The organism is Alicyclobacillus fodiniaquatilis (assembly GCF_042678105.1).
In the GTDB taxonomy this organism is placed as follows: Bacteria; Bacillota; Bacilli; order Alicyclobacillales; family Alicyclobacillaceae; genus Alicyclobacillus; species Alicyclobacillus fodiniaquatilis.
Window position 1 is genome coordinate 36,097 of the sequence record NZ_JBHUCX010000073.1, and the last position, 21,532, is coordinate 57,628.

Consider the following 21,532-nt stretch of genomic DNA (forward strand, 5'->3'; position numbering starts at 1 on the left):
TGATTCACCAGTTCTGGCGCCTGCTCGAAGTAGATAAACACTCGCTAGAACTTGTTGATATGACAGCAGCCTGGTCGCCAATGTGGGACGGGGCTGTTGTGCATCTTGCCGTCTTGGTAATCCCTTGCGCGTTTGGCGTACGTTCAGGCTAGCCGGATCGGCAAGATATCTAGTTCAGTTGAGTCTCTCCGCGGCTGGATAAATAATTCCAGAGTGTTTGAACCGACTTGGAAGCAGAATCAGCTTCCCATTTTCCGATTTCCTGATAGGCGATAGCAAGTTTGCGCGCCACTTCCGGCTGTGCCGCTTGAGGCACACTGCTCTCGCGCGCCGTTGCGCCGCGATATCCACCAGGACTAAATAAATAGTTTACGGCTTTGTCGATCCGCCGCGTATCCACGGACCCATCTTCATTTCGATAGGGCATTTTCCATGTCGATTTCGCGCGCAGATCTCCAATGTAGGCAAAACAGGAGTAGTGCAGTTTGACGCCATGATGTGTTTTGTATTCTGATAAATTCATATCGACAGCCGCGACTTCATTCGGGGAGATGGGCAATGCGCGCATCACGTCTTTTGGCAACTTAGACAAGCCATAGTGAGAGAAGAAAAACAGGTTTTCGTGTGGTTCATCTTCATCGATACATAATTCGATTTTGAGGCGTATTTCATTTCCAGCGCGTTCACCTAACACTAGACGCACTCCGTCAAACGCGGCGATGTATTGAACCCGATGACGTTCGGCGTACGTGCAGGCTTGCAGGAGTGCAGCGTCCAACGCTTCTTGTTTGTGAAAGACGTCCCAATCCTTCGTCTCAATGACCATCAATTTCACGCCGCGATACAAAAGGAGAAAGTCTGCGTGGTCCGGTTCACGGTCAATTTGATCCGGTTCATATCCCAAGACATCTGATAAAAGTCGTTCCAACACGGCTCGAACGTCCCGTTCATTCAACGCTAATACACCATTATTGTAACGAGACGTCTACTTTTGTACAAATTATCTAGAAATATTATTCATTTGTAAAGTGGTGCCTCTCCTGTATTTTCTAGCGATATCTTTGAACATGTGGAGGATTGTGTCTCATTTTGTCGAATGAAATGGTGTCGTGTTAAGGATTCAGTGATGAAAGACAGTATATGACTGTATCTTCTTGCCTCACAGATCCTCTGCCTCGATGTTTTCAATTGTGGAATGCTCAAATCACAGTGGAGATTTACGCAAGGAAGACAATTTATAAATCGTCATTTGGCAAATCAGTGGAAACGCTGAGACGCAAAGCTACGGGTCTAAGGACATTGTCTACGATCGCCGGGTTGCTACCAAATACAATTCTGGTAAAGCAACCTCATTGATTAGGGGTTGCTTTTATTTATGTGCCCCGAGGGAATTGTGAAACGGCAATCTCATTTTCTGTACAGATTTAAAGAGGGTTGGTTAGTGAGTTGCACGGGGGGGTTAGGCACTTGAGTTTGTCGGTAAAGATAAAAAATCGTTCTGCAGATTCGATAGTCATCGAAATGGTCGGTGAAGTGGATTTTTCAACAGTTGATGAGGTTTTGGTGCAGATTGCACAGCATCGTGATCAAACCATATCACTGGATTTTAGCGGGGTTCATTTTATCGATTCTACAGGCATCGGACTTCTATTGCGCTCTGTAATGGAACTGAGGGAAGACGGGGGCAACATTACGGTCGAAACCATTCCACCTTATATTATGGAAATATTAGATGAGATGGGTATCTCTGATATTCTGCATGGCTTGAATGGAGGATAGCCATTGAGAACGAACGAACTGCAGCACCAGTTTGAGAAGTATCTGGAATCGATAGAACACTCATCAGACGAAGTAAAGGCGGCTGAGACGATTCAAAAAATGCTGTTAGATGATGAGATTCCAGCTTGCAGTGAACTGTCGTGCTTGGGTCTGTCTATTCCGGCTTATCGTCTGAGTGGTGATTATTACGATTTTATCTATGATGAGCGCAATGGACGGTACTGGATATTGATTGGCGATGTGATGGGAAAAGGGATCCCTGCTTCACTATTGATGGTGATGGTGCGGTCTACAGTGCGCATTCTGACTAATTTTAGTCGAACACCTAGTGAACTGGTGTGGCAATTGAATAACTCGCTGCAGAAAGATATGACGCGCCTCCACGCTTTTTCCACGTTATTCTGCGGTGTGTTCCATGTCGGATCTGGGGAGTTCACTTATACTTCCGCTGGACATCCCAATCCAATTTTAATGCGGGCAAATGAGGAAAGGTCGATAAAACTAGAGGCGAAGGGAACCGTCATCGGTCTGTTAAAGAATCGGCAATATCGAGATTTTACGGTGCCTTTTTCAACAGGGGACGTGTTGGTTTTATGTACCGACGGCGTTCTTGAGGCGATGGACACCAACAAGAACCAATACGGATACCACAACTTGAAGCAAGCGATTGAAGAAAAAAAAGGCCAAAGTTTGCTGGAGTTAATCCAACATATTACAGATGATGTGCGATGTTTCTCGCGGTCATATAGGAGAGATGACGTCACCATCGTCGCTGTTCGCCGAATGTGAGGAGGTGTACCCGGAATGTTAGGCGTAATCATCACACGTGGCAAAACGGTGGCGGAGGCGGTTCGCAATGCGGCGAGACAATTCAAGGTTTCGGAAGATGAAATAGAGTACGAAATCGTGGATAGGGGAAGTCGCGGATTTTTTGGCCGCTCTGCAGTGATTCAGGCCGCATTGAAAAGACGAACTTCCGGTGATGTTGGAAGCCAAGCGCATGAAGCAGGCCTTGAAGAGAATGCGGAAGATACATCCACAACGTATTTTCAATCCGAAGAGCTGGTGCCAGAAGGGACCGCGTGGGTGAAAAATGGCCAAATTGCTTGTAAGAATGGCATTTTCCATTATGCATTGGTAACGCCGTGCGACGGACTTGTTTTACGCGTCAATGGAGAAGCCGTCAAGGGAACAACCTTGGTCATTGAAGAGGATGTCATTGACGTTGAATTGCTGAATGAGCGAGTAGAGCCGAGGATGAGTCTGACGGTTTCGCCGGATAAAATGCAGGTTACGCTGACATTTGAACCTGGCTACAACATAGTTCGGCGCATCAGAGATCACCCACCAAGCCGGGAGCTTTTACTTGAAGTGACGGAAGACAAACAAGTGGTGAATCATCTTACTGAACAGTACATCGATGAGGCTTTGTCTGAGATCGGTGTTCAATTTGGCATTGATCGTGATCAAATTCGTCTTGCGTGCCAAGCGCAAACGCCTGCTACATACGTAGTGGCCAAAGGGATTGAGCCGATATGTGGAACCGACGGGGAATTTGAGCTGGCGTCGAAGAGCAAGACTGAACAGAAAGACAGATTTACGCTATCGGATATCATCGATTGGAAAGAGCGGTTTAGTCTGCACAATGTCAGGGCGGGGGAACTCATTGGACAAGCCACTCCCGCTACACCCGGAGTGAACGGGAGAGACGTTTTTAATCAAGAAATCCCAGTTGCTAAAGTGAGGGATCTCACCATTGTGGCTGAGGAAGGTACGGCGCTGCGCGGGGAGCAAAAAGTGGTTGCCACTGCTTCAGGGCGGGTGCGGATCCAAAGACGCGCGAATCATACGATGCACTTCAGCATATTGCCGCAACTTGTACACAACGGAAATGTGAACATCCAGACAGGAAACATTCGTTTTCATGGGGATGTTTACGTGTTGGGCAATATCGAAGAAGGAATGACGGTTGAAGTTGGCGGTAATTTGCATGTGACGGGCGCTGTGGCAAAAGCCACCATCAGAACACGAGGGGACACGGTCATACAAGGGCCTGTGATTGGCGCAGACATCATTTGTGGTCACGCAAATTTGTTTTGGGACAATATGCTTCCGAGTTTTCGTTTGATTCACAGGGATCTCATCGGCGTGATCACGGCGCTAAAGCAACTTGAGGCAAATCAGGCGTTCACGAAGGGGGATATCGCCAAAAAAGGATTGCAGCCGCTGTTGAAATTGTTGACAGAGGTGAAGTTCAAAGATTTGCCCGTCCGCATTCGTGAATTGAGCCGTCCAATCAAGAATGAACGACAAAGCTTTGACCCTGATGTGCATAAGATCATGGATTTTTTGGAGAAGAGCTTCTGCTATTTTCATCCTTTGGTATCTAAATTGATTCAACTGGAGTCACTTGTTGAGTACATGGGCACGATTATCGTTTCCATCGAGCAAGATGCGAATAAGAAGATGAATATTCGAGTGCAGAGCTTGACCAACAGCACCATCAAGTCGGCTTGGGATGTGAACGTCGAGCGCTTTTGCTATGGTTCTGACATCTATTGCAAGGGTGGGTTTCAAGTCCAGGGCATTTTGCGAGGCGGGCGCGTGCAAGCGGGCAATTTCATAGAGGCAAAGGAGATTGGATCGAATAGCGGGAGCAGGACAGAGGTTTGGCTAACCAATGATGAAGGATACATTCAAGCGGATACGATAGGTACGGATACGGTGATTAAGATATCGAAGCTAGCCAAAAAGCTGATCAATGAAGAGATGGATGTGCGTATCAGGGTCGATGATCACGGTGATTTGATCCTAAGGTAAAAAGGAGAATAGCGGGATGTTTGAACTTCGGACGAATTTGGAAGACGAAACGATAAAACTGATGTTGGTGGGCGCCTTGGATATGAACGGCGTGGATATTTTCGAAGATGAAATGTCCAAAATTGAGTTCCAGAATGTGCGAAAAGTTTACATTGATTTTACAGGTGTTGATTTTATTGATTCCACGGGCATTGGTTCGATTGTGAACTCACTTCATTTGTTTGGGCGTCAAGGCGTAGATTACGAACTTTTACACGTCAGCGATGAAATTCAAGAGGTGTTTGCCATCATCGGTTTGGAAGATATTCTAAGCTAAATCAATTTTGAGCTAAATAAATATAGACCTTTTGTTCAATCGTAAACCCGTTGAAAGGCGGGGACACAAAGCCACGGGCCTAAAGCACACGCTATGGCAGCCGGGTTGCCGAAAAGGGACGGAGTCAATCCACCTTTCCGGGGTGGATTTTTTACATTGGGTGGGAGAGATGGATATTGTCAACGATAATGAGTCAGCAAGAAGCGCTAATAGAAAACATTCGTTCAATCCTTGCGTTGATCGGTGAAAATCCGGAACGTGAAGGGTTGCTGGAAACGCCAAAACGTGTCGCGAAGATGTACGCCGAAGTATTTTCGGGCGTTGGGATAGAGCCCGAAACTGCACTGACGACCACTTTTGAAGAAGTGTATGAGGGCATGGTCGTCGTCAAAGACATTGATTACTACACGTTTTGTGAGCACCATCTCATTCCTTTCTATGGAAAGGCCCACATTGGTTATATCCCGGATGGGCGTGTGGTTGGATTGAGCAAATTTGCTCGATTGGTTGAGCTTGTCTCCAAACGTCCACAGGTGCAGGAACGTATGACACAGCAGATTGCAACCGCAGTGATGAATGTGCTCAAACCGCGAGGCGTGATTGTGACATTGGAGGGCACGCACTTGTGCATGTGCGCGCGCGGTGTGAAAAAACCTGGCAGTCGAACGGTGACAACTGTGAAACAGGGGAGCTTTGCCGAGCGTGATTCGTTGGTCCGCGAATTTGAACAGGCCCTCGTTCGAAATTGAGGAAGGTGGGAACAGCATGATTTATATTTCCCGACGGATCGAGTTTTCCGCTGCCCATATGTATTGGGTCAATACATGGAGCGACGAGGAAAATCGCCGAGTATTCGGCGCCTGTAGCAACCTAAACGGACATGGTCACGATTACGCGCTGGAAGTAACGGTGCGTGGAGAACTAAATGCGCAATCGGGGATTGTGGTGAACATCGTGGATGTCGATAGAATCGCGAAAAAGTTTATCAGCGCCAAAATCGATGGGAAGTTCTTGAATCGCGAAAACGACTATTTCCAAAACCACATGCCGACCACTGAAAACCTAGTGTCATATATTTGGGAATCATTGGACAAGGCATTTCCTGATTGCGAGTTATATAAGGTTCGCTTGCATGAGAATCCCTTCTTATATTCGGAAAAGGAGCTTGGTTCAATGATTCAGTTGACGAGAAAATACCATTTCAGTGCAGCACACCGACTGCACAGCGACCGATTGTCCGATGAAGAGAATATCAAGATCTTTGGAAAATGCAACAATCCGAATGGGCATGGTCATAACTATCGGCTGGAGGTGACAGTCAGGGGCAAAATCAATCCAGTCACGGGGATGATTGTAAATTTAGCAGAGTTGGACGCAGTGGTTGAGCGTATCGTCTTGAATCGATTTGATCATAAACACTTGAATTTGGATGTGGATGAATTTAAAGATTCAAATCCGACTTCCGAGATGGTTGCGATGGTCATTTGGAATCTCCTTTATGAACATGTGCCAAATATATATAAGATTGGACTCTGGGAGACGGAAAAAAATTACTTTGAATACTGCGGCTCAGCAGATGAGGATTACGACGATGCAGTTTGATTCATGTAAGGGACGAACCTTCGCAATTACGGGCGCCAGTCGGGGAATTGGACGGGAAACGGCTTTGTTGTTGGGGGCGCTAGGGGCAAACGTCATCCTCGGCAGTCGGAATGAGGGCGAATTAGACCAGTTGGCGCAGCAAGTTGAAACAGCAGGAGGGCAGGCGTTGGCTGTCCCGCTTGATGTGGCGAACGAGGTGTCCGTCCATCAATTTTGTGATGAGGCCATCAAGCGATTCGATAGGGTAGATGCGCTCGTCAACAGTGCGGGAACTGGAACTTTTGCGCATGTCCTGGATTTGTCCTCTGAAGACTTCGACCACATGATTGCGGTCAATCTAAAAGGGACGTTTCTATGCTGTAAGTATTTTGGCAATCACATGGCGCAAAATCAGTCTGGTCATATCGTAAACATCGTTTCTATCGCCGGATCCACTGCATTGCCTGGCGGTGGAGGGTATTCGGCGTCGAAGTTCGGTGTGCTGGGACTTTCTCGCGTTTTACAGGTGGAACTTAGAAGAAGCGGGGTTCAAGTCACATCTGTTTTGCCGGGAGCTGTAAATAGTCCGTTTTGGGATGAAATTGAACCTAAACCGGATTTGACGTCGATGATTCCGTTACCGACGCTGGCAGAGCACATCGTCTATTTATTATCTGCCCATGTGGGAGCGTTTGTTGACGAAATTACCATCATGCCTCCTTTAGGTATCTTGTAGAAGGGAACTGAATGTTGTGAAGCATTTTTTTGATAAAATGTTTCGTCCGCCGCTCAAGAACAATGAAACACTGGCCGTGCTCCCGCCGCTCCCTGCTTATTTAACTAGGCATGAAGCACAGGAAAAAGCGGTGATTGGCTGGATAGCAAGACGTATTGGGCAACTTCTCCCATTAGACGCCGAAGAAATGGATTTATTGTTTTATACGGCTTTTTCATACCCGTTTGGCGACAAACAAGAGAGCGAATTTGATACCATTTTATATTTTGCGGAGCATTTGGTTCATCAAGGGCCGTCAGATGGGAATGTGATCGAACAAGTTTCGGACATGATGCTGACATCGCGGCTGGAGACGTGTTTGACGAGGGTGGCGGAGGAATATCATAGAGATTTGTCACAAGATGCTAAATCCCAAAATGCCACACGGCAGAATGATGTTGGTGCATACGCTCCTTCGGACACGATGGGGGATGGATGGGATCAAAGAGTTTGGCAAGTGTATCGCGACGTCATCTATGCGGCATCGCAAAAGAAATTCCTGCTCATTACTGACCAAGAAGTCCAGCAATACTTGATGGGAAACATTTACCTTGAGATGGAGATAAAGGAACGGACTGATATTACCAAATGTCGCGAGCATGCGAATCAGGTATTTTCAGCGTTGGAGCCCAATCCATCACTCATCATGAGTCGGTTGTTGGTCATCAGTGAAGCAGTTACCAATATCTTAAAACATGCTGAATATGGAAAAATGACCTTGGTTGAGGACGGGCAGAGTATACGGGCCATCATTCAGGATAAAGGACCCGGTTTTTCGATGGATGATCTGCCGAATGCCACCTTGCTTGCCGGTTACTCCACCAAGAAATCTCTGGGACAAGGATTCACTTTAATGATGAAGATGAGCGATCAAGTCCTATTGTCGACAAGTCCACAGGGATCAACGGTGATTCTTATTTTTAACAAGAGCCAGGGTAAGGAATGAGGAAGATGATGGGTGACAGAATCAGTGGGGCAATTGATAAGTCCATTCGGACTGCATTGCTCATCGACGGATTTTGGGAGCGATGGCTCGTTCATGGGGTCGATGCCAACGAACTTTCGGATATCCGACCTCGTCTGACTGACCTGGAAGCGTGGGTAGGAAACTGGAGTCGTATGGCCGAACAAAAAATCAGTCTGGCGGAGGAGCTGCGGCGGGGGAAATCATTTGAAGAGGCCGAATTGGCGTATCGCACAGCGGCACTGTTTTATAACCTTGGGCAGTGGATATTTCCGGAGCGATGTGGACAAAAGGAGCGCTTATTTGCTTTGAGCCGGCAGGCCTTTCAGCAAGCAGATGACCTATCCGCCGTCGAGACGAGGTATGTATCCATCCAAGTGGACAACAACACGTGTCTGGGGCGTGTGCGCGTGCCGCAGAGCCCGAAGGGGTGCGTTATCATCATCAACCCCATCGACTCTTCAAAGGAAGAATTGTTTGTCTATGAAAGAGATTTTCTTAATGCCCACTTTGTGACGGTGAGTTTTGACGGACCAGGGCAGGGAGAAACCTACGTGATGAACGGGTTAAAAGCGACAGTTGAAAACTGGCGACAATTTGTGGATGCGCTTATCGAATATACGTTGGAACAGTTCCCTCGGCTACCTGTATTTATTTTCGGCACCAGTTTTGGCGCTTCCTGGGTGGTCTACGCCAGTTGTCATCCCAACGTGGCGAAAGCTGTGGCGGTGAGTCCTGCATTTGATAGACAACAGATGTCGATGCCGGATTACTTTAACGTGCGCATGGATTGTATACACGGTGATGACAAAGATCCGTTTCCTGATTTCGAGCAATTGCGTTATCGCAATCCGGTATTTCTTTTTCACGGCGGTCGGGATCGGATGGTGAAGCGCTCGGATATATATCACCTGTACGACATACTGCCTGCGGGCAAGCGCTTGATTGAATATGAAGACGAGATGCATTGTTGCAATTACAAGCTCAGAGAAATCAGAGAGATAGCAATTCAGTGGTATATGGACAACTAGACAAGCACGGGGGGTTTTGTAGGATGTTCAAATCTGGTGTCTCATTGCGCCGATATTTTTTGCGAAGCACACTGTCGGTGCTGCTTATCATTGGGTTATTGTCCGGCGTGATCGAATTGTATTTCATGAACCAACACATTCATCTTGAAATTAATGATCAGGCGAATTTGGTCTCCAAGGGGATTCAGGCCCAAATATCGGAAACCAATTCGGCCTCCGATGCCATTGAACACCAAATCGATCTGAGAATGGCCCAATCGAGTAAGCAGATTGCTTCTCTGCTGGAAGGGCAGTCGTTGGCTGATATTTCTGAGAATGAATTGAAGAACATCTGTGATCAATTGGGACTGTCGGGTATCACGCTATTTGCGCAGCACGGCGGCGACATCGTCGGCGTACAGTCTACGGATCCCGCTGAGATGGGATTCAGCTTTAAGAAAGTTGGCTATTTGCCAGTGGGGGAAGCCTTACTTCATGGAGAAAAAGTGAATATGCCTGGTGCGACGTATTCGGTGCCGAATCTCGTTGTGCTGCCCATCGCACAATCGGCCTCACATAAAGATAAACCGACTTTCTTCAAGTATGCGTATTATCATGCGCCAGGAAGTTCCTATATCATTGATCCATATATTCAGGCAAATGAAATTTATCAGTTTACCAAAAGTGTGGGGACAAATGTCTGGATCGACAAGATGGAGCAATCCAATCCGGACATAGAAGAGATGGCCGTGTTGAATCCGAAAGTATTTGCGGACCCAAGCTTGCAGACTAAAATATATCCGCCGCAAAAACAGGTGGTTTATGGTCATTTTACATATAAGGACGCACAGGACATCAAGACGCTCAAGCAAATGTCCACTAATCCGGAGAAAATCACTTATACCAACCGAGAAGATGGACACAAGGTCTATAAAATGTTCATCCCGATTCAGAATGGGCAAGTTCTGTATGTGGCTTTGAACTATGATAAATTGAGTCAATCGATTTATCGTCTTTCAGTCATTCTTATTGTTTTAGGGCTTATCGGATTGATTGCACTCTTTATGATCACGGTGAGATATTTTAATCGGATCTATGAAAACATTCAGATAATTAAAGCGCAAATTAAGCGGTTGGAGACCAAAGATTTTACAGCCAGGAGCGAAGTGAAGAATGGCGGGGAGTTAAGTGAGTTGTCAGAAAGCGCGAACCGCATGGTTGAAACTTTACAGGCGGTGTTAAAGGACACTGGCGAACAAGCTACAAAGACGCAACGCCTTTCAATTATGTTGGAAGCCGACACCGGCAAATCAGTCGAGCAGATGTATACGATGTCCATGCAAGAAACGACAGAGGGAAGAGCGGCGACGGATGATGTACTGTATTTCTTGGAGCGCGTTGAATCTGAGTTGGCGAATCATGCTCAACATGACAACGGGGGATTACTTGATGAGATGGAGCGCATCAGGAATCTAATTAAGAAGCGAACAGAGGCCACCACGGATATGACGCTGACATTATCTGATCTGTTAAAATCACTGCATGATGATTCAAGTCAACTGTCAGGCATTGCGAACAAGTTGCAACGAGAACTGTCCAAATTCAAACTCTAAACCACATTATCAAGCGAAAGCCCCTCGTGAGGAACCCAACTGTCCTCACAAGGGGCATTTTGCACGATCACGCCGATTATTTTCCAACGGCTGTCTGGTACCTGTTTTTCAGCTCATTTCTGTTTCTCAAGTCAAGCTCAATTTGTTCGAGACTCCGACCTTTCGTCTCCGTCACGGCGCCAATGACGAAAATGAGCGCCAAGATACCCATCACGCCATAACTGATAAACAGGACGCTGATGCCTAACTTGGCGAGCAGCCACGGGAATGTCAAGGATACAACAAGATTCGAAGCCCAGTTGAACACCGCGCCAATCCCCATGCCCATGCCGCGGACGCTGAGCGGGAAAATTTCGGACAGCATCACCCACATTACGGGACCCCAACTAATCGAGAAGAAGGAGATGTAGGCCGCGAGGCATACCAACGTCGTCCATCCGGCGCCTGCTGACGAATGAAACAGCATGTTGACTATCCCAAGGACAAACAATGATGCAGCCATACCGACACTGCCAATCACAAGTAACCGCTTGCGTCCAACGCGATCAATCAGTCGGACTGCGATGATGGTCATGATGACTTCGGCGGACCCGATGCCGATTGTGCCCAAAATGGCGGCTGATACACCTAGTCCAACATCCGTAAAGGTTGTCGGCGCATAATAAATGACTGTATTACAACCGATGAACTGTTGAAAAACCGCTAGACCAATGGCAACCCAAACAGCAGGCCGTACCCACGGCGCCTTGAGATCCTTCCAGCCGCCAGCTTCCTTCTGGTTGGCCTCTTTGATTTCGCGAACTTCCGCTTCTACCCCAATTCCCTTGCGCAGATGCGTCAAAATGCTGCGCGCGTCTTGTTCTCGCCCTTGTTTCAAAAGCCAACGCGGACTCTCAGGCATAAACCACATGCCAATAAACAGAATCGCGCCTGGCACGAAGGCCAAACCGAGCATCCAGCGCCAGCCAGAGATGGGACTGAAGATGTAGTTGACGATATAGGCCAGCAATATGCCGATGACAATCATCAACTGGTTTAGGCTCGACAGTGCGCCGCGGATTTTTGTCGGTGCCATTTCAGACAGATACATGGGCACCATTGTAGAGGCCCCGCCAACCGCCAGTCCGAGCACGACTCGGAACAAGACCAATGAAATCATGTCACTGGAGAGCGCCGAGCCAATCGCGCCAATGCAAAAAATAACAGCGGAAATCATGACGATTTTTTTGCGCCCTATCCTATCCGTTAAAGGCCCACTGATGGCAGAACCGATGATGGCGCCAACGAGAATACCGCTGACCACGAGCCCCTCTGTAAAGGAATTGAGGTGAAGCGATTTCTCGATAAAGAGAATGGCACCTGAAATGACCCCGGTATCATAGCCAAACAACAATCCGCCCAGTGCTCCAAAAAAATAAATCATACCGTTACTGATGCCGCGATTCATCGTATGTCAACTCCTTTGCCTTGCGTAATGAATGCGGTTTACTCTGATTTATCATTGCCCGTCAGCCGCCCGAAGATAACAAAGAGCCGCGACCAGCATGAAATCGTCTTCACCTAAGAACGCGCATACATTAGTTTATTTGATCAACATACTAACGATGGTATCAGATGCTATCAAGTAATTCAACTCAATTTGATTACCAAGTGGAAGAAGGAATATTGAGAAAAATTGATGAAATAGTAACTTCAGTCGGAGGTGGTAAACATGTTGGTACTGCGAATCCCTAGGGAACAGAAGGAATTGTTCATCAACAATATTCAGGCGTATTTTGAAACTGAAAAATCCGAGCGAATAGGCACACTTGCTGCAGAAAACCTCTTGGATTTTATGCTCAAGCAACTGGGGCCCGTCATTTATAATCAGGCGATCAGTGATGCAAGAAGTGTTGTGATGCAACAGATGGAACGCGTCGATGAGGAGATATATGCGCTTGAACAACCGGTAGAACGCCTTTGACACCATGTTGCAATGTGCCCTGTGCTCAAAGGAGGTACTCCTCACCCGTCATCTTATCAGACGCATGGAAAGTAGGACTTCAAAGCAAATTCCAAGTCTGTGTTTTTTAGGGCGCACCATTGTTTTGATTATTTTCTTTTCGAGGATTTTTTACTGATGTAAAGGTCATCATATCCACATCAATTTTCTTATAGGTAGTGGTCATGTGGTGTGCCGTATGGATGTAACCGGATTCTTGAAATTCTTCAGGCGTTTCATGATGAAAAAACAAAGATGGATACTCGGAAGTGTTTGTGTGATCATGTTTCCGTTGATCACCGGCTGTTGGGATCGGTTAGAGATTGAGGACAGAGGCACGATTCTTGGTTTGGCCATTGATCCGATGGATGGGGAACCTCCTTTGGGCATTACAGGGCCGAATGCGAAAAGTGATTTGCGTGGTTATCGGCTCACCGCTCAAATTGCGATACCTGGGCGCATTACATTGGGGCCGGGAGAAAGTGGCACTGGCGGGAGCTCACAGCGCCCGGTTTGGGTGGTGAGTACAACAGGCAAAACCATAGACGATGCGATGAACAAGTTGCAACAGCAGCTTGCTGACAAGATCTTTCTGGGTCAACTACGTGTGATCACTGTCAATCAAAAAATTGCGCGCTCCGTAGGTATGCACGATATTCAGGACTTTTTCCGCAGAAATGCGGAAATTAGACGGCTTTGCTGGATGCTCATATCATATGGCGATGCAAGTAATGCGATGGAGGCCGCTCCAAAATTGGAACGGGTGCCGACTTTGTATTTGGTTAGCACGATGGAACACGCAGCAACGCTTGGTAAAATGCCGAATGTCTTTCTGGGAAACTATTGGAGCACACTGTCGTCAAAAGGGCAGGATCCAGTTCTTCCATTCATCAAGGTCATTGGGTCAGCTAAAGATCAAGTAGAGACAGAAGGATTGGCGATTTTTAAAGGTGAGCGAATGGTGGGTACACTTGATTCAATTGAGACGGCCGTCTATATGGAGATTAAAAATGAGCATAAATCTGGGTATGGCTTGGCGCTTCCAATGCCAGGGGATCCACAACATAGCGCGATCATCAGTGGACTGGATCGGCGAACAACGCTTAAATATCACATGGTAAACGGGCATCCGGCGTTCGAAGCTTACACGGTTGTGATGTCAAAGATCGAAGAAAAGACGGGAAATCAAACGCTTGATCAAATGAAAGTGATTAACGAAATTGCAGACGAAGGTTCAAAAGTACTTACAGATGGTCAGATGAAGGTTGTAGAGAAACTACAAAAGCTTCATTCTGATCCTATTGGTTTTGGCGAAATTGTACGTGGAGAAGCGCCTGGTTACTGGTTGCATGAGATGGGTAATTCACACGAAAAATGGGATGATCAATTCGCAAGAACACCATTCCAAGCACATGTGAAAGTCTATATTAAACGCATTGGTATGGCTGCAAAATAGGCGTTACGGAGGGACGAATGCAGTGGACTAGGTCGATGTGACCGCGAACACTGCATTCTGGATGGCTGGATCCATCGTAAAGACGATAAAAGTGGGCGAAGAATACTGGAAGACAGAGAAGAGAGGCCTACGCTTCTTTATCGGCACCAGTTGTCCGTTGATGAAAGCTCTAAAGTCGTACGTTTTCATGATGTCACCTCGTTAAATCATGTTGATAATCCATATGTAGGAATAGCTTGGGCAAATGACCAGAGAATGAAAAAGTGAAGTGGCTGATCCGTGTCCCTGGGATTATCATGTTAGTGAAAAGAGGTGAAATGAGACCTGTGGGGCAAGTGCCGCAAAAACAATACATATATATCGCAGAACTCGCGAAGCGGTTGTCCATATCTGCGAGGGCAATACGCTTTTATGAGGAACAAGGGTTAATTCATCCAGCGAAAGACCCGAATAATGACTATCGTCTTTTCACTGAAAGTGACATATTGCGTCTTCAAACCATCTTGCTTTTACGGGAAATCGGCATGTCTCTAGCGGATATCGGTACACTTCTAGATGAAATGGAAAGTAACCATAAAGATATAGTGGCCAATTATTTGGAAATGCAGCGGTCAGCCCTATATGCAAAGTGGATTGAATTATCCCGCACGATACGGTCCACCGAACAACTTGTCGAAAGGTTTTATGAAGGCAGGGAATTGGCCGATGAAGGGATGATGACCCTATCGAATGGATTGAAACAACTCCGAAGGATCAGGGAGTCGACCCACACTTATTGGGACTTTAATGCAAATGCAGCCTCTTTCGATGAACATGTGTTGACCGTGACAGAACCTTGGATTCCATATTCGGGATACGAGGCCGTGTTGGACAGTATTATCGGTTACCTTTGTCCGAGCAAAAACGAGCGCGGCTTGGAACTTGCGATTGGAACAGGAAACTTATCGGCAAAATGTGTTGCACAAGGCGCAAAGATGTATGGGGTCGATCAATCATTTGAAATGCTGAGGCAGTGCCGCAGCAAATATCCAGGAATTCATACGAAACTGGGCAACATGATGGCAGCCCCATTCTTTGATCATCAGTTTGACTTTATTGTCTCCAGTTACGCATTTCATCTACTTACTTTCGAGCAACAGTTCTTATCACTCCGGGAAATGGACAGGTTGCTTGTCAATGGTGGTAGGGTGTGTATTGCTGATCACATGTTTGTAAACGAAGTAGAGCGAATCGCAGTATTGGAGCGATTAAAAACTGAAAAGGACGAAAAGGGGATTCGATCCGTAGAATCACATAGCTTTGCGTACATTACAAGCTTGACAGAGTGGTTCACGCAACAGTTCTATACCACTCAATTGATTCGAGTTCATGAGTCGGTATATTTGTTGTTGGCATATAAACCAATGTGATGTTGACCTTCTCGTGACGTCATACTTTAGACTCCTCGTAAGGCAAGATTGACTTGCCGATAACGAATTACATGGAGGGTTTAAAGTGTCAGATTCTATGGAGGTTTATCGAGAACAGGCGGAGCGATATGATCAGTTGGTTTCTAAACAGCCAGGTTTATGGAGCGTGATACGAGAAATCATACCGACTCAAGGACTTGACGTGATCGACATGGGGGCAGGTTCAGGCCGACTGACTACAATATTGGCTCCATATGCGAATTCAATTCTTGCAACGGATACTTCGCCTCAGATGCTAAAAATTAATCAACGTAAGTTACAGGCTGCCCAATTGTCCAATTATAGATTGCAAGTCGCGGATCATCGCAAGATACCAGCGGTCGATCACGGTGCAGACCTTGTGATAGCTGGATGGAGTATTTCTTATTTGGGGAGTTCAAATGTCCCAAACAACGAGCAAAACATTGAACAGGTCATGCAGGAGATGCATCGCGTTCTTCGTAAAGATGGGACCATTATTATCTTTGAAACAATGGGTACTGGCTATGAGGCACCTACACCGCCAATTTATTTAAAGCGCTATTATTCATTACTTGAAAATACATATGGATTTTCATATAAATGGGTGCGGTTGGATTATGATTTCAAGGATTTGCAAGAGGCGGATGCACTGACACGGTTTTTCTTTGGGGACGCATTAGCGGATAGAGTAGTCGCGGAAAACTTAGTTCATTTGCCTGAATGCGCAGGAATTTGGTGGTTGAAAAAATAGGAGTGATATCTGAAGCGTAAGCAAAAACCACATTTGGGTTTCGTCGAACAGCCAAGTCAAGGTGCATGCTGTCAAGTAGTGGCGGCTAGAAACTCCATTCTCAAGTGCAGGGGGCTTTCCAAAAGTGGTGAAAACGGCCGAGGGACGCCCCTTGTACATTCCATGGTGGTTTCAGGTTTGAAATCAGAAGAGTAGGCGGGGGAGTTTCACCTAATTCTTCTGACTGCGATATTACCGTTTCTCCAACGGTGGTATTTTGGTGTATGATTCGCCCGAAATATTCCTTTTTGGCGTTGTATTCAATTGGTCGCCCGAATTCGTGGATTCGATGTTTGGTCACTCAAAATGGCGTAATGGATACAAGCTGAACCGAGTGAGCCATAAACTCATCTCCTGGACCGATTCCTTCATACCGCCCTCTAACCAGTACAAAATCACTCCGATGATGCCGTGAGATGCGAAGGCAGCTTCTAAATCTCCCGGAGTAAGAGGAAGCACCTCTTTCCGAATCACTTGCGTCACTCTTGCGCGGAAATCCCGTTCAACGAGCATTTTTCGGTATAGTGTCGCGTATTTCTCAACATGTTTGAACAATGCAATGGTCGAATAGATTGGTGTTTTTGACGCTTCATAATTACGCAATGCCGATTCGTACGTAAATGTTGGGTTTCTCACTGATTCCCCTAACTCATTCAATATATGATCCTCCATGCAGTTGAGAATGTCTTGTTTGTCACGAAAATGAAGGTAAAATGTAGAACGATTGACCTCCGCTCTCTTTACAATTTCGCGAACGGTTACCGCATCATATCCTTGCTCAGCGACCAATTCGATTAGCGCATCTATAAGCAGCCTGTTTGTTCGTTTCACACGCGGGTCAACTTTTTTCATACTCATCCCCCCGAAAACTTGATACTTTTTCAACATTGTGTCTGATTTTTGTTCACTAAACAACATTCGGGCACTACGTTACCGATTGAGGTGATCTCGTTCCAGCCGTACAGTAATTATAGACATTGTGTCCTGTAATTTGGCCGTTTGTTTCACTTCGCAGGATTGTCATGGAACCAATTTTAGATACGTTAAAATCGAAAGGATGACTTGGAATGAAACTTCAAGATAAAGTTGCTGTTGTAACAGGTGCAGGTTCTGGAATGGGAAAAGAGATCGCAAAGTTATTTGCTCAGGAAGGTGCAAGGGTTGTTCTAGCTGATATAGTTGCAGACTCCTTGAATCAGGTGGTAGCACAGATTAAGGCGTCTGGGGGAACGGCAATCGACGTGGTTACGAACGTAGCCAAAGAGGAAGATATTCAAAACCTCATTGATACGGCTGTCAATACATTCGGTTCTCTTGATGTCTTGATTAATAACGCAGGTATTATGGACAAAATGACAGCTGCAGCAGACGTGACGGATGATCTGTGGGAACGCGTCTTCGCAGTTAACGTAACTGGGCCAATGCGTGCAATTCGCAAGGCGCTCCCTATTATGATTCAGCAAGGCAAGGGTGTGATCGTCAATACCGCTTCAGTGGGAGGTTTGTTCGGTTCTCGTGCAGGAGTTGCTTATACTGCGTCTAAACATGCGGTTGTAGGTCTCACGAAAAACGTGGGATATCAATATGCAAAAATGGGGATTCGTTGCAATGCAATTGCACCAGGTGGAGTCGAAACGAACATCTCGGCCGATTTGGCGAACATTGACATGTCAGCGCTTGGTGTACAGCAGGCCATGCTCGGTATGAACATTAACCCACGTACGGGACAACCTAGTGAAATTGCGAAGGTAGCGCTTTTCCTTGCGTCAGACGAATCCAGTTTTGTAAATGGGACAGTAATCACCGCAGATGCGGGCTGGACAGCTTATTAATTCGAGGAAGGATGATACTGATGAACACTCCAGGACATAATACGTCAGCGTTCAATCTGTATGTGGTGACAACGGCAACTTAACGGAAAATGTATTTGAGTTATTTACATAGATGAGGTTGGCCGACCTGGTTGTTAAGGTGCCGTTTCCGGTAGGTGGACTGGATCTTGAAGCTGACCTCAGTTTGGTGCCTTCGGCTGTTGAAGAATTGTTGCGCTTCAATGGGCCGTCCACTTATCTATCTACATTACGCGGGGGACACGGTACCATCTGCGGTTACGTGGTCCGAACCGTTCATGAAAAAAAGCAACCACCTCATTTTCAAGTGGTTGCTTTTATGTGCTGGTGGGCCCAGGAGGACTCGAACCTCCGACCTCACGATTATCAGTCGTGCGCTCTAGCCAGCTGAGCTATGGGCCCCTATATTTTGGCGGAACTGACGGGATTCGAACCCGCGGTCTCCTGCGTGACAGGCAGGCATGTTAGGCCTCTACACCACAGTTCCACATGGCGGAGTGAGAGGGATTCGAACCCTCGATACGTTGTTAAGACGTATACTCGCTTAGCAGGCGAGCGCCTTCGACCTACTCGGCCATCACTCCATGATATTGGTGACCCTAAGGGGATTCGAACCCCTATTACCGCCGTGAGAGGGCGGCGTCCTAACCATTAGACGATAGGGCCTGACGCGTTGCGGGCAGTTTGTTGCAGATAAAACGACGCGTCAGACAAATGGTGCGGCTAATAGGAATTGAACCTATGACCCCCACCGTGTCAAGGTGGTGCTCTCCCTCTGAGCTATAGCCGCCTGGAGCGGGTGAAGGGAATCGAACCCTCGCTCTCAGCTTGGGAAGCTGACGTTCTACCATTAAACTACACCCGCAAATTGGAGCGGAAGACGGGATTCGAACCCGCGACCCTCGCCTTGGCAAGGCGATGCTCTACCCCTGAGCCACTTCCGCATGGAACGTTCAAAATGTTACGGGATAATCCATAGTTTGTCAAGAAAAACTCTGTTCTGCAAATCAAGAACAGTGGTGACCCCAGCGGGATTCGAACCCGCGTTACCGCCGTGAAAGGGCGGTGTCTTAACCGCTTGACCATGGGGCCGAATGGAGCTCCCAACCAGACTTGAACTGGTGACCTCATCCTTACCATGGATGCGCTCTACCGACTGAGCTATAGGAGCAAAGTTGGCTCCCCGAGTAGGATTCGAACCTACGACCCTCCGGTTAACAGCCGGATGCTCTACCGCTGAGCTATCGAGGAAAGTGGTGGAGGTAAACGGATTCGAACCGATGACCCCCTGCTTGCAAGGCAGGTGCTCTCCCAGCTGAGCTATACCCCCACGGCATGGTCCCGGAGGCCGGACTCGAACCGGCACGGTTTCCCGCACGATTTTGAGTCGTGTGCGTCTGCCAATTCCGCCACTCCGGGACGTTATAAAGTTGATGAGGTGAAACTGGTCGGAGCAGCGGGATTCGAACCCACGACCTCCTGCTCCCAAGGCAGGCGCGCTACCAAGCTGCGCTATGCTCCGATGTTATTTTACTGGCGTGCCCGGAGAGATTCGAACTCCCGACCTCTTGATTCGTAGTCAAGCGCTCTATCCAGCTGAGCTACGGGCACAATGGCTGGGGAAGAAGGATTCGAACCTTCGCATGACGGTACCAAAAACCGTTGCCTTACCGCTTGGCTATTCCCCAAAGGTATATGGCAGGGGCGGCAGGACTTGAACCCACGACATGCGGTTTTGGAGACCGCCGTTCTACCAGCTGAACTACGCCCCTATAGTACTCGTCGGTCACCAATGGAGCCAGCGACAGGAATCGAACCTGCGACCTACTGATTACAAGTCAGTTGCTCTACCTGCTGAGCTACGCTGGCCTGGAGCCACCTGTCGGATTTGAACCGACGACCTGCTCATTACGAGTGAGCCGCTCTACCCCTGAGCCAAGGTGGCGTGAAACTTGGTGAGCCATGCTGGATTCGAACCAGCGACACCCTGATTAAAAGTCAGGTGCTCTACCAGCTGAGCTAATGGCTCGCATTGCCTCTTGAGTGAGGCAGATAGCAATTTATCATGTCTAGAAACACAAGTCAAGAAAATAAACAAAAAAACTTTTTTATTGCAGTGAATTATGATGAATGACAAGTACAGAAATACATTTCTCTACATCTAATGCAGGTGCTTTTTATGTTTTGAGCACCGAGCTCTTTGATCAGGGGCGACCGTGATTTTAGGTTTAGATACTCCAATAGCGGAAGGAACCGACTGATTAGGAATGCGACAAGCCCCTGTCAATGAACGTGTATCTTCAATGATGGTGTCCCCCTCTAGGGGATTAATCGTTGTTATCATTCGTTGACCAAAGTATAATAGGTTTATAAAGCGCTTACAACGATTCAAGTGTAAACCATCCAAACAGTAGAAATAGCAGTGATCTGGGAAAAAGTCCGGTTGGCGTGTAACGCATACACGCTCGCATCCCAATGCTTATTATCGATGTTTTACAGACAAAACATCGACCACCTATTAGCAAAACCACGCGATGGTGGTTTCGGAACAAGCTGATGTAAGCAAGGGAGTTGAACGTATTATAGGGAGCGGTGGGATCGCGCTCGGATCAGCTTTGAAGTGAGTGGTACAAGAGGTGCACTGCAGCAGGAACCTTGCCGAAGCGGCTATGAGGATGGTATAACGTGATCGCATTGACCCTAGGAATTGTGCTCCTTTAGAGCGGCGAGGATGTCAATTGTACCTAATTTAAAAAGAACAATGCGAAAAAGATAAAAAGATGCTTGACTCGGATTTGAAAGGCGTGCTAAGATAGCAAACGTCGCTAAGACAGCGGCGGCAAACAAGCCCAGCATCATTCGGGTTTAGCTTGTCTGATGCATGGCATGAAGTCAAGCAGTTTTGGCTTCAAATTGGTACCTTGAAAACTAAACACACAGCCACGCCTTGAGCGATTCAACGTGGGTAACCACGAAAAGCAAGACAACATTTGTTGAGAGTTTGATCCTGGCTCAGGACGAACGCTGGCGGCGTGCCTAATACATGCAAGTCGAGCGGACTTTTTCGGAAGTCAGCGGCGGACGGGTGAGTAACACGTGGGCAATCTGCCTGTTAGACTGGAATAACACTCGGAAACGAGTGCTAATGCCGGATAATGCTCCACTAG

Annotated in this window: 19 protein-coding genes, 19 tRNA genes, 1 rRNA gene and 2 riboswitches; of the genes, 16 read left to right on the top strand and 23 right to left on the bottom strand. The window is 47.1% G+C overall.

Annotated features, from left to right (window positions below):
• Positions 1 to 169: 169 nt before the first annotated feature.
• On the bottom strand, positions 170 to 955 hold the full coding sequence (locus tag ACFSB2_RS18065) for a hypothetical protein (protein WP_377944504.1): 786 nt from the start codon (positions 953 to 955) through the stop codon (positions 170 to 172).
• 286 nt (positions 956 to 1,241) lie between these two features.
• Positions 1,242 to 1,325, top strand: a riboswitch (cyclic di-GMP riboswitch).
• 142 nt (positions 1,326 to 1,467) lie between these two features.
• Here ACFSB2_RS18065 and ACFSB2_RS18070 point away from each other — a divergent pair.
• The 10 genes from ACFSB2_RS18070 (at position 1,468) to ACFSB2_RS18115 (ending at position 10,858) form a co-directional block, all read left to right on the top strand.
• The gene (locus ACFSB2_RS18070; protein WP_377944505.1) at positions 1,468 to 1,779 is read left to right on the top strand and encodes an STAS domain-containing protein; all 312 of its coding nucleotides are present in this window, start codon (positions 1,468 to 1,470) and stop codon (positions 1,777 to 1,779) included.
• 3 nt (positions 1,780 to 1,782) lie between these two features.
• Positions 1,783 to 2,568 (top strand): PP2C family protein-serine/threonine phosphatase, encoded by a 786-nt coding sequence (locus ACFSB2_RS18075; protein WP_377944506.1) that lies wholly within the window; start codon positions 1,783 to 1,785, stop codon positions 2,566 to 2,568.
• Positions 2,569 to 2,583: 15 nt separating this feature from the next.
• Positions 2,584 to 4,599, top strand: coding sequence for a flagellar assembly protein A (locus ACFSB2_RS18080; protein ID WP_377944507.1), 2,016 nt, complete (start codon positions 2,584 to 2,586; stop codon positions 4,597 to 4,599).
• 16 nt (positions 4,600 to 4,615) lie between these two features.
• Positions 4,616 to 4,915, top strand: coding sequence for an STAS domain-containing protein (locus ACFSB2_RS18085; protein WP_377944508.1), 300 nt, complete (start codon positions 4,616 to 4,618; stop codon positions 4,913 to 4,915).
• A 30-nt stretch (positions 4,916 to 4,945) separates the two neighbouring features.
• Positions 4,946 to 5,028: riboswitch (cyclic di-GMP riboswitch) on the top strand.
• Positions 5,029 to 5,103: 75 nt separating this feature from the next.
• On the top strand, positions 5,104 to 5,664 hold the full coding sequence (gene folE / locus ACFSB2_RS18090) for a GTP cyclohydrolase I FolE (RefSeq protein WP_377944524.1): 561 nt from the start codon (positions 5,104 to 5,106) through the stop codon (positions 5,662 to 5,664).
• Positions 5,665 to 5,680: 16 nt separating this feature from the next.
• Positions 5,681 to 6,517, top strand: a complete 837-nt coding sequence (locus tag ACFSB2_RS18095; protein ID WP_377944509.1) for a 6-carboxytetrahydropterin synthase — start codon at positions 5,681 to 5,683, stop codon at positions 6,515 to 6,517.
• Positions 6,507 to 7,232 carry an SDR family oxidoreductase gene (locus tag ACFSB2_RS18100; protein ID WP_377944510.1) on the top strand — a complete coding sequence of 242 codons (726 nt, stop codon included), beginning with the start codon at positions 6,507 to 6,509 and terminating at the stop codon, positions 7,230 to 7,232. Before ACFSB2_RS18095 ends, ACFSB2_RS18100 begins: the two co-directional genes overlap by 11 nt.
• 16 nt (positions 7,233 to 7,248) lie before the next feature.
• Positions 7,249 to 8,217 (top strand): ATP-binding protein, encoded by a 969-nt coding sequence (locus ACFSB2_RS18105; RefSeq protein ID WP_377944511.1) that lies wholly within the window; start codon positions 7,249 to 7,251, stop codon positions 8,215 to 8,217.
• A gap of 8 nt (positions 8,218 to 8,225) precedes the next feature.
• Positions 8,226 to 9,266, top strand: a complete 1,041-nt coding sequence (locus tag ACFSB2_RS18110) for an alpha/beta hydrolase (RefSeq protein WP_377944512.1) — start codon at positions 8,226 to 8,228, stop codon at positions 9,264 to 9,266.
• Between the two features lie 23 nt (positions 9,267 to 9,289).
• Complete coding sequence (locus ACFSB2_RS18115) at positions 9,290 to 10,858, top strand: HAMP domain-containing protein (RefSeq protein ID WP_377944513.1); 1,569 nt, start codon at positions 9,290 to 9,292, stop codon at positions 10,856 to 10,858.
• A 76-nt stretch (positions 10,859 to 10,934) separates the two neighbouring features.
• Here ACFSB2_RS18115 and ACFSB2_RS18120 read toward each other — a convergent pair whose 3' ends face one another.
• Complete coding sequence (locus ACFSB2_RS18120) at positions 10,935 to 12,305, bottom strand: sugar porter family MFS transporter (protein WP_377944514.1); 1,371 nt, start codon at positions 12,303 to 12,305, stop codon at positions 10,935 to 10,937.
• Between the two features lie 264 nt (positions 12,306 to 12,569).
• Here ACFSB2_RS18120 and ACFSB2_RS18125 point away from each other — a divergent pair, with 264 nt between their 5' ends.
• Both ACFSB2_RS18125 and ACFSB2_RS18130 read left to right on the top strand, forming a co-directional pair.
• Positions 12,570 to 12,821, top strand: a complete 252-nt coding sequence (locus tag ACFSB2_RS18125) for a DUF2164 domain-containing protein (protein WP_377944515.1) — start codon at positions 12,570 to 12,572, stop codon at positions 12,819 to 12,821.
• A gap of 259 nt (positions 12,822 to 13,080) precedes the next feature.
• Entirely contained in the window at positions 13,081 to 14,295 is a 1,215-nt protein-coding gene (locus tag ACFSB2_RS18130; RefSeq protein ID WP_377944516.1) for a Ger(x)C family spore germination protein, read from the top strand.
• Positions 14,296 to 14,322: 27 nt separating this feature from the next.
• Here ACFSB2_RS18130 and ACFSB2_RS18135 read toward each other — a convergent pair whose 3' ends face one another.
• On the bottom strand, positions 14,323 to 14,484 hold the full coding sequence (locus ACFSB2_RS18135) for a hypothetical protein (protein ID WP_377944517.1): 162 nt from the start codon (positions 14,482 to 14,484) through the stop codon (positions 14,323 to 14,325).
• 113 nt (positions 14,485 to 14,597) lie between these two features.
• Here ACFSB2_RS18135 and ACFSB2_RS18140 point away from each other — a divergent pair, with 113 nt between their 5' ends.
• Positions 14,598 to 15,704, top strand: a complete 1,107-nt coding sequence (locus ACFSB2_RS18140) for a MerR family transcriptional regulator (protein ID WP_377944518.1) — start codon at positions 14,598 to 14,600, stop codon at positions 15,702 to 15,704.
• A gap of 85 nt (positions 15,705 to 15,789) precedes the next feature.
• Positions 15,790 to 16,476, top strand: coding sequence for a class I SAM-dependent methyltransferase (locus tag ACFSB2_RS18145; protein ID WP_377944519.1), 687 nt, complete (start codon positions 15,790 to 15,792; stop codon positions 16,474 to 16,476).
• A 336-nt stretch (positions 16,477 to 16,812) separates the two neighbouring features.
• On the opposite strand, the gene ACFSB2_RS18150 is transcribed toward ACFSB2_RS18145, so the two are convergent.
• On the bottom strand, positions 16,813 to 17,367 hold the full coding sequence (locus tag ACFSB2_RS18150; RefSeq protein WP_377944520.1) for a TetR/AcrR family transcriptional regulator: 555 nt from the start codon (positions 17,365 to 17,367) through the stop codon (positions 16,813 to 16,815).
• A 215-nt stretch (positions 17,368 to 17,582) separates the two neighbouring features.
• On the opposite strand from ACFSB2_RS18150, the gene ACFSB2_RS18155 reads away from it, so the two are divergent.
• The gene (locus ACFSB2_RS18155; RefSeq protein WP_377944521.1) at positions 17,583 to 18,347 is read left to right on the top strand and encodes an SDR family oxidoreductase; all 765 of its coding nucleotides are present in this window, start codon (positions 17,583 to 17,585) and stop codon (positions 18,345 to 18,347) included.
• A gap of 343 nt (positions 18,348 to 18,690) precedes the next feature.
• Here the strand turns inward: ACFSB2_RS18155 and ACFSB2_RS18160 are convergent.
• From ACFSB2_RS18160 to ACFSB2_RS18250, 19 genes are all read right to left on the bottom strand, one after another.
• Positions 18,691 to 18,767, bottom strand: a tRNA-Ile gene (locus ACFSB2_RS18160).
• An 8-nt stretch (positions 18,768 to 18,775) separates the two neighbouring features.
• Positions 18,776 to 18,852, bottom strand: a tRNA-Asp gene (locus tag ACFSB2_RS18165).
• 3 nt (positions 18,853 to 18,855) lie between these two features.
• Positions 18,856 to 18,949 (bottom strand) — tRNA-Ser (locus ACFSB2_RS18170).
• Positions 18,950 to 18,956: 7 nt separating this feature from the next.
• Positions 18,957 to 19,031: transfer RNA gene (locus tag ACFSB2_RS18175), tRNA-Glu, on the bottom strand.
• A gap of 49 nt (positions 19,032 to 19,080) precedes the next feature.
• A tRNA-Val gene (locus ACFSB2_RS18180) sits at positions 19,081 to 19,155 on the bottom strand.
• A gap of 1 nt (position 19,156) precedes the next feature.
• Positions 19,157 to 19,230, bottom strand: a tRNA-Gly gene (locus tag ACFSB2_RS18185).
• Between the two features lie 4 nt (positions 19,231 to 19,234).
• Positions 19,235 to 19,309 (bottom strand) — tRNA-Gly (locus ACFSB2_RS18190).
• Between the two features lie 73 nt (positions 19,310 to 19,382).
• Positions 19,383 to 19,457, bottom strand: a tRNA-Glu gene (locus tag ACFSB2_RS18195).
• A 3-nt stretch (positions 19,458 to 19,460) separates the two neighbouring features.
• Positions 19,461 to 19,536: transfer RNA gene (locus tag ACFSB2_RS18200), tRNA-Thr, on the bottom strand.
• A gap of 5 nt (positions 19,537 to 19,541) precedes the next feature.
• Positions 19,542 to 19,616, bottom strand: a tRNA-Asn gene (locus tag ACFSB2_RS18205).
• A 3-nt stretch (positions 19,617 to 19,619) separates the two neighbouring features.
• Positions 19,620 to 19,695: transfer RNA gene (locus ACFSB2_RS18210), tRNA-Ala, on the bottom strand.
• A gap of 6 nt (positions 19,696 to 19,701) precedes the next feature.
• Positions 19,702 to 19,784 (bottom strand) — tRNA-Leu (locus ACFSB2_RS18215).
• Between the two features lie 26 nt (positions 19,785 to 19,810).
• Positions 19,811 to 19,887: transfer RNA gene (locus ACFSB2_RS18220), tRNA-Pro, on the bottom strand.
• Between the two features lie 12 nt (positions 19,888 to 19,899).
• Positions 19,900 to 19,976: transfer RNA gene (locus tag ACFSB2_RS18225), tRNA-Arg, on the bottom strand.
• A gap of 2 nt (positions 19,977 to 19,978) precedes the next feature.
• Positions 19,979 to 20,053, bottom strand: a tRNA-Gln gene (locus tag ACFSB2_RS18230).
• Between the two features lie 8 nt (positions 20,054 to 20,061).
• Positions 20,062 to 20,137 (bottom strand) — tRNA-Trp (locus ACFSB2_RS18235).
• A gap of 21 nt (positions 20,138 to 20,158) precedes the next feature.
• A tRNA-Thr gene (locus tag ACFSB2_RS18240) sits at positions 20,159 to 20,234 on the bottom strand.
• Between the two features lies 1 nt (position 20,235).
• Positions 20,236 to 20,310, bottom strand: a tRNA-Thr gene (locus ACFSB2_RS18245).
• An 8-nt stretch (positions 20,311 to 20,318) separates the two neighbouring features.
• Positions 20,319 to 20,394: transfer RNA gene (locus ACFSB2_RS18250), tRNA-Lys, on the bottom strand.
• Positions 20,395 to 21,354: 960 nt separating this feature from the next.
• Here ACFSB2_RS18250 and ACFSB2_RS18255 point away from each other — a divergent pair.
• Positions 21,355 to 21,532 (top strand): 16S ribosomal RNA (locus ACFSB2_RS18255); the annotation flags it as partial.

Excerpts from the sequence above, each read along its gene's own strand:
- ACFSB2_RS18150 (WP_377944520.1), bottom strand. The coding sequence starts at position 17,367 with ATGAAAAAAGTTGACCCGCGTGTGAAACGAACAAACAGGCTGCTTATA.
- folE (WP_377944524.1), top strand. The coding sequence starts at position 5,104 with ATGAGTCAGCAAGAAGCGCTAATAGAAAACATTCGTTCAATCCTTGCG.
- ACFSB2_RS18115 (WP_377944513.1), top strand. The coding sequence starts at position 9,290 with ATGTTCAAATCTGGTGTCTCATTGCGCCGATATTTTTTGCGAAGCACA.
- ACFSB2_RS18125 (WP_377944515.1), top strand. The coding sequence starts at position 12,570 with ATGTTGGTACTGCGAATCCCTAGGGAACAGAAGGAATTGTTCATCAAC.
- ACFSB2_RS18095 (WP_377944509.1), top strand. The coding sequence starts at position 5,681 with ATGATTTATATTTCCCGACGGATCGAGTTTTCCGCTGCCCATATGTAT.
- ACFSB2_RS18085 (WP_377944508.1), top strand. The coding sequence starts at position 4,616 with ATGTTTGAACTTCGGACGAATTTGGAAGACGAAACGATAAAACTGATG.
- ACFSB2_RS18155 (WP_377944521.1), top strand. The coding sequence starts at position 17,583 with ATGAAACTTCAAGATAAAGTTGCTGTTGTAACAGGTGCAGGTTCTGGA.
- ACFSB2_RS18130 (WP_377944516.1), top strand. The coding sequence starts at position 13,081 with ATGAAAAAACAAAGATGGATACTCGGAAGTGTTTGTGTGATCATGTTT.
- ACFSB2_RS18100 (WP_377944510.1), top strand. The coding sequence starts at position 6,507 with ATGCAGTTTGATTCATGTAAGGGACGAACCTTCGCAATTACGGGCGCC.
- ACFSB2_RS18110 (WP_377944512.1), top strand. The coding sequence starts at position 8,226 with ATGGGTGACAGAATCAGTGGGGCAATTGATAAGTCCATTCGGACTGCA.
- ACFSB2_RS18135 (WP_377944517.1), bottom strand. The coding sequence starts at position 14,484 with ATGAAAACGTACGACTTTAGAGCTTTCATCAACGGACAACTGGTGCCG.
- ACFSB2_RS18080 (WP_377944507.1), top strand. The coding sequence starts at position 2,584 with ATGTTAGGCGTAATCATCACACGTGGCAAAACGGTGGCGGAGGCGGTT.
- ACFSB2_RS18120 (WP_377944514.1), bottom strand. The coding sequence starts at position 12,305 with ATGAATCGCGGCATCAGTAACGGTATGATTTATTTTTTTGGAGCACTG.